Raw genomic sequence first — 8,161 nt, 5'->3', positions numbered from 1 at the left:
CATGTGTTAGGCCTGCCGCCAGCGTTCAATCTGAGCCATGATCAAACTCTTCAATTTAAGTTTGATGCTCAAAGAATTAAACTTCGTAATGAATTACGTGTTCACTCTTGAGACTTGGTATTCATTTTTCGTCCGGGGACGTTAAGAATCCATGTCACTTTGAGTGCCCACACAGATTGTCTGATAAATTGTTAAAGAGCAGTTGCAACGCGGCTTTCAGCTCACCGTTGCGAGGTCCCGTATAATACGTTTTCCTCATTCAGAGTCAAGCCCTTATTTTGCTTTTCTCTGTCGGTTTTCAGCGCTGAACTTCATCGCCGAAACCCTGCTGACCCGGCGGCTCGCTTGCCGTTGTTCCGTGTCAGTGGAGGCGCATTATAGGGAGTTCTGAGACGTTGACAAGCCCTGTTTTCAAAAAATTATTCAACCGTCTCTTTTTTGTGCAAAACGCCGTTAAAGCGGTAATTTTTCCAGCGTCGAGAAGCCATAGCGATGCAAAACGGGTAAAAGTTGTTCCGTTTCTGCCGTCAACGCCATGCAGAATGCTTTATTCTCGTCGCTGGACTTCGCATCCGGCGCTTCATGCTCTAACAGCCAGGCGGTGCGACGGGCAATCGCCGCGCCGGAATCAATCAGCCGCGTGCCTTCCGGCAGAACGCGCTGCAGCTCCTCCTGTAAAAGAGGAAAATGGGTGCAGCCCAGCACCACCGTATCCGGCGGCTCCTGCATCCGCAGCCACGGGCGCAGGATACGGCGCAGCTCTTCTAACGGCACAGGCTCGCCGTGCAGCTTCGCTTCCGCCAGCTCCACCAGCTCCGCCGACCCCAGCATCTCAATCCGACATTCATTGGCAAAGCGATCGATCAGCTCACGGGTATAAGGACGCTTTACGGTACCGCGCGTCGCCAGCAGACCAACAATGCCGTTCGCCGTTAAGCGGGCGGCGGGCTTGATCGCCGGCACCACGCCAACAACGGGGAAGGCGAACTTTTCACGCAGGGCAGGCAGGGAGACGGTACTGGCGGTATTGCAGGCGATCACCGCCAGCGCCAGGGGATAACGCTGCTGGACAGCGGTGACGATTTCCACAACGCGCTCAACGATAAACTCCTCGCTCTTCTCGCCATAGGGGAAGGCAACGTTATCGAAAGCATAGATGTAATGCAGATTCGGCAGCAGCTGCCGAATCTCATTATAAACCGACAACCCACCGACGCCGGAATCAAACACCAGCACGGTGGGACGTGGATCAGAAGGTGTAGCTGCCAGACAAGGTGTATTCCCGTCCTGCAGATTGGTAGCCATAAACTGTCTCGTAATCTTTATCGAACAGGTTGGCTATTTTACCACGAACTGTCAGGTGTGAGGTGACGGGATACGATAAACCGACATCCCAGAGGCTCAACCCACCCATATTGACGGTACGCGAATTGTCGTAATCATAATCGTAGCGCTTGCCGATGTAGTGATACGTCACATCCCACCCCAGATCGTAGACCTGGCCGTTCAGCTCGTATTTCACCTGCTGCTTCGCCCGGCGATAGAGGATCTTGTTAGTTTCATCATCGCGAGGGTCAACATACTGCAGCGTCAGATGGTGCTCCACCGGCCCTGTGGTGACATTTCCCGTCCACTCCAGCCCCTTGATCGTCGCCGACTTGACGTTGTAATAGGCGTTGTTGTCGTAATCGATGAGGTTTTGAATCTCATAGCGATACGCGGAGAGACGCCAGTCGACCGGCCCCGTTAACCCTTCAAGGCCCGCTTCCCACTGCTTCGACTCCTCTGGCTTCAGGTTCGGGTTAGAGGCGATGCCAAAGCGTTCTGCGCCGTACTGCTGCCCGAGGGAGGGGGCGAGGAATCCTGTGCCGTACGAGAGCGTTGTCCGATAACCGTCGATAAATTCCCAGCCTGCCGCCGTCTGCCAGGTACCGTGCCAGCCAAACTGCTCGTCATGATCCTCACGGCCGGAAGCTTCCAGCGTCACGCTGTCAATCTGCTGCTGGCCCGTCAGATAAAGACCGGTGGTATCGCGCTTATACACGTCGGTACTGGTCGTTCCGCTGGATTTCAGCTTCTCCTGTTTCCAGTCTACGCCGCCGCTCACCGCGCCATGGCCCACCACAACATTATTTCCCCACTGGATATAGCGCTGTTCCATATCATCCAGGGTGGTGCCCGCGGCATAGCGGCCAGCGTCGCTGCTGTAGTTGTAATCTTTAATACGCTGATAGTTCGCAATCAGCTGGGAGGAGTAAATTCCGGAGTGGTAGTGCAGACCGGTATCCCAGGATTGGGTATAGGACTGATTTTCATCGTTTCCACCTGCGTAGCCCCAGTTACCCTGGTCATAGTCAGCATTGGCGGAATAACCATAGCCGCGGAAGAATCCCGAGAAGTTATCATCGAACTGATGCTGTACCCCGCCCCACAGCATTTTATTGCGGTAGCCGTCGCGATCGCTGTCGCCGCTATAAGAGGAGTTCGGCTGGACGTTAAACCCTTTGGTGGTCTGATAGGCGCCGGCAGCGGTAACCAGCGTATCGCCAAACCGCTTGTTGAAGGCGCCATCATAGGACTGATAGCCGTTCGTTCCCGCGCCGGCGTTGATCTGCGAACGCTCAGCGTCGGTCATGGTGATAATGTTCACCACCCCGCCGATCGCTCCGGAGCCGTACACCGCGGAGCGCGGGCCGCGGATATATTCCACCCGCTGGACCAGCGAGATAGGGATCTGACTGATATCCACGCCATTGGAGATCCCCGGACGCGCCATCGGCACACCATCGATCAGCACCAGCACGTGGCGAGCCTCCGTCCCCCGAACATACAGCGAAGCGCTCTGCCCCATGCCGCCGTTGCGGGCAATATCGACCCCGGGAAGACGACGCATGACATCGTTTAAATCTTTGGACTGCCAGCGATCGATGTCATCACGCGTCACTATATCGGTCGGCGCCAGCACGGTATTGACCGGCTGTTGAAAACGGTTTGCTGTCACCACCAACGTATCTGAATTGCTATCCTGCGCCCAGCCGGAAAATGCCGTGACGGATAAGGCCGTCATCAGCGAAGCTTTTTTAATCATTGTAAAAGCATCCGAAACAGAAAAAGGATGCCGCAGGTTTTATCAGTTGCTCGCGACGATAAAACCCAGTGCGACGTATTCCGGCAGGTCTTCGGGCTTGGAGGCTGTTTCAAGAAATAATGACTTCCCACGGCTAACCGCAGTGTCTGCACCGAGTGCGCTCATTTCTCACCTTCCTTACCGCTGCGCGTCAGCCCCAGATTTCCACTGGGTTCCCTTTTAACTCACAGGACCGGTAGGCGAATGCTACAATCAGAATCATATAGATGTCCAGACTGCTAATTATATTTCCCGCGGCATTCGAGGCTGGACATCCCCGGCGCTTTCCCTACAATCCCCGCGTACTTATTTTATTCAGGATACATCATGACCCCCGAACACCTTCCTACCGAACAATACGAAGCGCAACTGGCAGAAAAAGTCGTCCGTTTGCAAACCATGATGGCGCCTTTTGCCGCGCCGGTTCCGGAAGTGTTTCGTTCGCCGGTCAGCCACTACCGTATGCGCGCCGAGTTCCGTCTGTGGCACGATGGCGACGACCTGTACCATATAATTTTCGATCAGCAGACCCGGTCGCGGATTCGCGTTGACAGCTTCCCGGCCGCCAGCGCGCTCATCAATCAGCTGATGACCGCCATGCTGGAGGGCGTACGCAACAATCCCGTGCTGCGCCATAAGCTGTTCCAGATTGACTATCTGACCACCCTCAGCAATCAGGCGGTCGTCTCGCTGCTGTATCATAAAAAACTCGATGATGCCTGGCGTGAGCAAGCGGAGGCGCTGCGTGACGCCCTGCGAGCCCAGGGGCTCAATGTGCATCTGATTGGTCGGGCGACCAAAACTAAAATCGAGCTCGATCAGGATTATATAGATGAACGTCTGCCGGTTGGCGGTCGGGAGATGATCTACCGTCAGGTGGAAAACAGCTTTACCCAACCGAACGCGGCAATGAACATTCAAATGCTGGAGTGGGCGCTGGATGTCACCAAAGGAGCGACCGGCGACCTGCTGGAATTGTACTGCGGCAACGGTAACTTCTCGCTGGCGCTGGCGCGTAATTTCGATCGCGTCCTGGCCACCGAAATCGCCAAACCGTCGGTGGCGGCGGCGCAGTACAACATCGCCGCCAACCATATCGACAACGTGCAGATTATCCGCATGGCGGCGGAAGAGTTTACTCAGGCGATGAACGGCGTGCGTGAGTTTAACCGGCTGCAGGGTATCGATCTGCAAAGCTATCAGTGCGAGACGATTTTCGTTGATCCGCCGCGTAGCGGGCTGGACAGTGAAACGGAAAAAATGGTGCAGGCCTATCCGCGTATTCTGTACATTTCGTGCAACCCGGAAACGCTGTGCCGCAATCTGGAAACGCTAAGCCAGACGCATAATGTTACCCGGCTGGCGCTGTTCGACCAGTTCCCGTATACCCATCACATGGAATGCGGCGTGCTGTTGACCCGGAAATAGGCCAAAAAAAACCGGCAACGTCATATTGCCGGTTTTTTATCACTGGCGGCTTATTCGGCTGCCGTATTTTTGCGGTTACGCATCTTGTAGCCGATCCAGAAGACCATCGCGACGGACAGAACGGCCGGGAAGAAGTTAGAGCCGATATCAGGGTACTCCGCACGCACGACGGTGCTGTACAACAGCACCCCGAGAATAAAAAAGGCGGCGGCGAGGCCCGGTAGCCCGACGGGCATACTGCGATTCTGATAGCGCTGATGCAGACAGTAGACCGTCAGCAGCAGGGATAAGATGGGGAAGACGGAAAACGGAACTATCGAACTGAACAGCGCCGCAAAGGCGCCATTAATAGATAACCCGGCAATCAGCGCCAGCAGCAGCGTACCTTTATCTTGAACTGAGTGTTTCATTGCTCGTCCTTCACGTTATTCGGAATGATGTGACATTTTTTCTTGTTCACGGCGATACCAGTAATACGCGCCTTTCGAGATCATTCTGAGCTGCAGTACCAACCGTTCTTCCAGCTGTCGGCGCTGTTCAGGGCCGACATCCAGCGCTTCCGCGCCAGCGCTAAAAACGATGGTGACCATAGCTTCAGCCTGCGCTTCGGTAAAGGCGCGCGGCATATGGTTTTCGAGTTCTAAATAGTCGGCGAGTTCCGCAATAAAGTGCTGGATCTCGCGTGCGACGGCGGCGCGAAACGCCGCAGAAGTTCCCGAGCGCTCGCGCAGCAGCAGGCGGAAGGCGTTCGGGTTGTTACCGATAAACTCCATAAAGGTCGAGACCGAGGTGCGGATCACGCTGCCGCCTTTGGCAATCCGCTGGCGCGCCTGGCGCATCAGCTGGCGCAGCATCAGTCCGCTCTCATCGACCATCGTCAGGCCTAACTCATCGACATCGCGAAAATGACGATAAAAGGACGTCGGCGCGATCCCTGCTTCCCGCGCCACTTCACGCAAGCTCAGGCTGGCGAAACTCCGCTCAGCGCTAAGTTGGCTGAATGCCGCTTCCACCAGCGAACGGCGGGTTTTTTCTTTTTGTTGTGCTCTTACGCCCATCACGATGTATGAATCCTTCCAATAGCCCTGCTGGCACTATACCAGAGATTAAAACTAATCGGTTTGCCCTGGATTGTGAATGATTGTTTACGAGCCGTTTCTGCTTTTATGCCGCAAAAAAGCACAACGATAATTGGGTTAAAGCGCAGCGAATGTTATCATCGTGTTTATTTTATGTATAAAACAGGTGAGTAATGCCATGTCACACTCTTGGGATTATGATGCAATAGTGATTGGTTCCGGTCCTGGCGGCGAAGGCGCCGCCATGGGACTGGTGAAACAGGGAGCACGCGTTGCCGTCATCGAGCGCTACCATAATGTCGGCGGCGGTTGCACCCACTGGGGCACCATCCCGTCGAAAGCCCTCCGCCATGCCGTCAGCCGTATTATCGAGTTTAACCAAAACCCCCTCTACAGCGACCACTCCCGCCTTCTTCGCTCTTCTTTCGCCGACATCCTTAACCATGCCGACAGCGTCATCAACCAGCAGACTCATATGCGCCAGGGATTCTATGAGCGCAACCACTGTGAAATTCTGCAGGGCAATGCCCACTTCGTTGATGAGCATACTCTGGCGCTGGAGTGTCATGACGGCACGGTTGAGACGGTGACCGCGGAGAAATTCGTTATCGCCTGCGGATCTCGCCCCTACCATCCGGCGGATGTCGATTTCCACCACCCGCGCATCTATGACAGCGATTCGATTCTCAGCCTGCAGCATGAGCCGCGCCATGTGATCATTTACGGCGCCGGGGTAATCGGTTGTGAATATGCGTCGATCTTCCGCGGCATGGAGGTGAAGGTCGATCTGATCAACACCCGCGATCGTCTGCTGGCCTTCCTCGATCAGGAGATGTCAGATTCGCTCTCTTATCACTTCTGGAACAGCGGCGTGGTCATTCGCCACAACGAGGAGTATGAGAAAATTGAGGGGGTGGATGACGGGGTGATCATGCACCTGAAGTCCGGTAAAAAACTGAAAGCCGATTGCCTGCTGTACGCCAACGGCCGCACCGGCAATACCGACACTCTGGCGCTGGAAAATATCGGTCTGCAGACCGATAGCCGCGGTCAGCTGAAGGTCAACAGCATGTATCAGACCGCCCTTCCGCACATCTATGCGGTTGGGGATGTCATCGGCTATCCGAGCCTCGCCTCCGCGGCGTACGATCAGGGACGCATTGCCGCCCAGGCGCTGGTGAAAGGCGAAGCCTCAGCGCATCTGATTGAAGATATCCCGACCGGGATCTACACCATTCCGGAAATCAGCTCCGTCGGGAAAACCGAGCAGCAGCTGACGGCGATGAAAGTGCCGTATGAGGTGGGTCGCGCTCAGTTTAAACACCTGGCGCGGGCGCAAATCGTTGGCATGAGCGTGGGAACCCTGAAGATCCTGTTCCATCGGGAGACCAAGGAGATCCTCGGCATTCACTGCTTTGGCGAACGCGCAGCCGAAATCATTCACATCGGCCAGGCAATCATGGAGCAGAAAGGTGGTGGTAACACCATTGAGTACTTCGTCAACACCACCTTTAACTACCCGACCATGGCGGAAGCGTACCGGGTTGCCGCGCTGAACGGCTTAAACCGCCTGTTTTAACGCCTTGTCGAAATGGCCATCCATCGTGCCGCGGATGGCCTCCGCCAGATGTTCGTAGCGGCTGCGCAGCGGTGAGCCCGGACGGTAAACCAGACCGATGGTGCGTCTTGGCTCTGGCTTAATGCACGGCAGGTAGACCACGCCATCGCGTTTTCTTTCCTGCGGCACCGCCAGCGCAGGCAGCAGGGTAATACCGCTGCCTGCCGCTACCATATTGCGCAGCGTTTCCAGGCTGGTCGCGCGGAAGTGGGTATCCTCATCCGCCCCCGCTTCAAAGCAGAAGCCCATCGCCTGATCGCGCAGGCAGTGCCCATCCTCCAGCATCAGCAGCTTTTCACCGGCCAGATCCGACATCGGCACCCGATCGCGGTTTGCCCACGGATGATCCTCATAGATAGCCAGCATCATCGGCTCATCGAACAGCGGCACCTCGATAAAGGCCTCGCTCTCTTTGACCAGCGCCAGGATGGCGCAGTCGAGCTTACCGCTGTCGAGCTGAGCCAGCAGCTGATGGGTCTGCGCTTCGTGCAGATACATTTCCAGCTTCGGGAAGGTCTGATGCAGCATCGGAATGATGTGCGGCAGCAGGTACGGGCCAATTGTCGGGATCAGGCCGATATGCAGCGGCCCGGACATGGTTTCCCCTTGTTGGCTTGCCATCTCCTTGAGCACTTTTACTTCGCGTAACACGGTACGCGCCTGATCCACCAGCAACAGCCCCGCCTGGGTAAACAGAACCTTACGGCTGGTGCGCTCCAGCAGCATGACGCCAAGCTCATCCTCCAGCTTGCGGATCTGTCCGCTGAGCGTCGGTTGGCTCACATGGCATGAGTCAGCCGCCCGCCGGAAGTGGCGGTGTTCGGCGAGCGCTACCAGGTATTCAAGATCGCGAATATTCATTATTCATCCTCCATCGCCACGATAGTCCATGGCGATAGATAGCATAGC

7 protein-coding genes and 1 riboswitch are annotated in these 8,161 nt (G+C 55.8%); of the genes, 2 read left to right on the top strand and 5 right to left on the bottom strand.

All coding sequences use genetic code 11. From position 1 onward, the window contains the following. Positions 1–453: 453 nt before the first annotated feature. Together murI and btuB are read right to left on the bottom strand one after the other, a co-directional pair. Entirely contained in the window at positions 454–1,305 is an 852-nt protein-coding gene (gene murI, locus GT756_RS24245; protein WP_023291541.1) for a glutamate racemase, read from the bottom strand. After that, a complete protein-coding gene (btuB, locus tag GT756_RS24240) occupies positions 1,250–3,088 on the bottom strand; it encodes a TonB-dependent vitamin B12 receptor BtuB (protein WP_004203694.1) in 1,839 nt (612 codons plus the stop codon). The genes murI and btuB overlap by 56 nt, the downstream gene beginning before the upstream one ends. 64 nt (positions 3,089–3,152) lie before the next feature. Further along, positions 3,153–3,340, bottom strand: a riboswitch (cobalamin riboswitch). 114 nt (positions 3,341–3,454) lie between these two features. On the opposite strand from btuB, the gene trmA reads away from it, so the two are divergent. Then, positions 3,455–4,555 (top strand): tRNA (uridine(54)-C5)-methyltransferase TrmA, encoded by a 1,101-nt coding sequence (trmA, locus tag GT756_RS24235; protein WP_004203692.1) that lies wholly within the window; start codon positions 3,455–3,457, stop codon positions 4,553–4,555. 50 nt (positions 4,556–4,605) lie between these two features. On the opposite strand, the gene GT756_RS24230 is transcribed toward trmA, so the two are convergent. Both GT756_RS24230 and fabR read right to left on the bottom strand, forming a co-directional pair. Beyond that, positions 4,606–4,965 carry a YijD family membrane protein gene (locus GT756_RS24230; RefSeq protein WP_004203691.1) on the bottom strand — a complete coding sequence of 120 codons (360 nt, stop codon included), beginning with the start codon at positions 4,963–4,965 and terminating at the stop codon, positions 4,606–4,608. Positions 4,966–4,980: 15 nt separating this feature from the next. Beyond that, positions 4,981–5,616 (bottom strand): HTH-type transcriptional repressor FabR, encoded by a 636-nt coding sequence (gene fabR / locus GT756_RS24225; RefSeq protein WP_004151856.1) that lies wholly within the window; start codon positions 5,614–5,616, stop codon positions 4,981–4,983. A 196-nt stretch (positions 5,617–5,812) separates the two neighbouring features. On the opposite strand from fabR, the gene sthA reads away from it, so the two are divergent. Beyond that, positions 5,813–7,213, top strand: coding sequence for a Si-specific NAD(P)(+) transhydrogenase (gene sthA, locus GT756_RS24220; protein WP_002883016.1), 1,401 nt, complete (start codon positions 5,813–5,815; stop codon positions 7,211–7,213). Here the strand turns inward: sthA and oxyR are convergent. Continuing rightward, entirely contained in the window at positions 7,196–8,113 is a 918-nt protein-coding gene (gene oxyR, locus GT756_RS24215; RefSeq protein ID WP_002883015.1) for a DNA-binding transcriptional regulator OxyR, read from the bottom strand. The two genes, sthA and oxyR, sit on opposite strands and share 18 nt — an antisense overlap. Positions 8,114–8,161: the final 48 nt, after the last annotated feature.

Source organism: Klebsiella sp. Q2 (assembly GCF_009900705.1).
Taxonomy (GTDB): domain Bacteria; phylum Pseudomonadota; class Gammaproteobacteria; order Enterobacterales; family Enterobacteriaceae; genus Klebsiella; species Klebsiella quasipneumoniae.
Note: the sequence above shows the minus strand (reverse complement) of the source record. Positions and strands in the feature narration are given on the sequence as shown.

Excerpts from the sequence above, each read along its gene's own strand:
- murI (WP_023291541.1), bottom strand. The coding sequence starts at position 1,305 with ATGGCTACCAATCTGCAGGACGGGAATACACCTTGTCTGGCAGCTACA.
- btuB (WP_004203694.1), bottom strand. The coding sequence starts at position 3,088 with ATGATTAAAAAAGCTTCGCTGATGACGGCCTTATCCGTCACGGCATTT.
- trmA (WP_004203692.1), top strand. The coding sequence starts at position 3,455 with ATGACCCCCGAACACCTTCCTACCGAACAATACGAAGCGCAACTGGCA.
- GT756_RS24230 (WP_004203691.1), bottom strand. The coding sequence starts at position 4,965 with ATGAAACACTCAGTTCAAGATAAAGGTACGCTGCTGCTGGCGCTGATT.
- sthA (WP_002883016.1), top strand. The coding sequence starts at position 5,813 with ATGTCACACTCTTGGGATTATGATGCAATAGTGATTGGTTCCGGTCCT.
- oxyR (WP_002883015.1), bottom strand. The coding sequence starts at position 8,113 with ATGAATATTCGCGATCTTGAATACCTGGTAGCGCTCGCCGAACACCGC.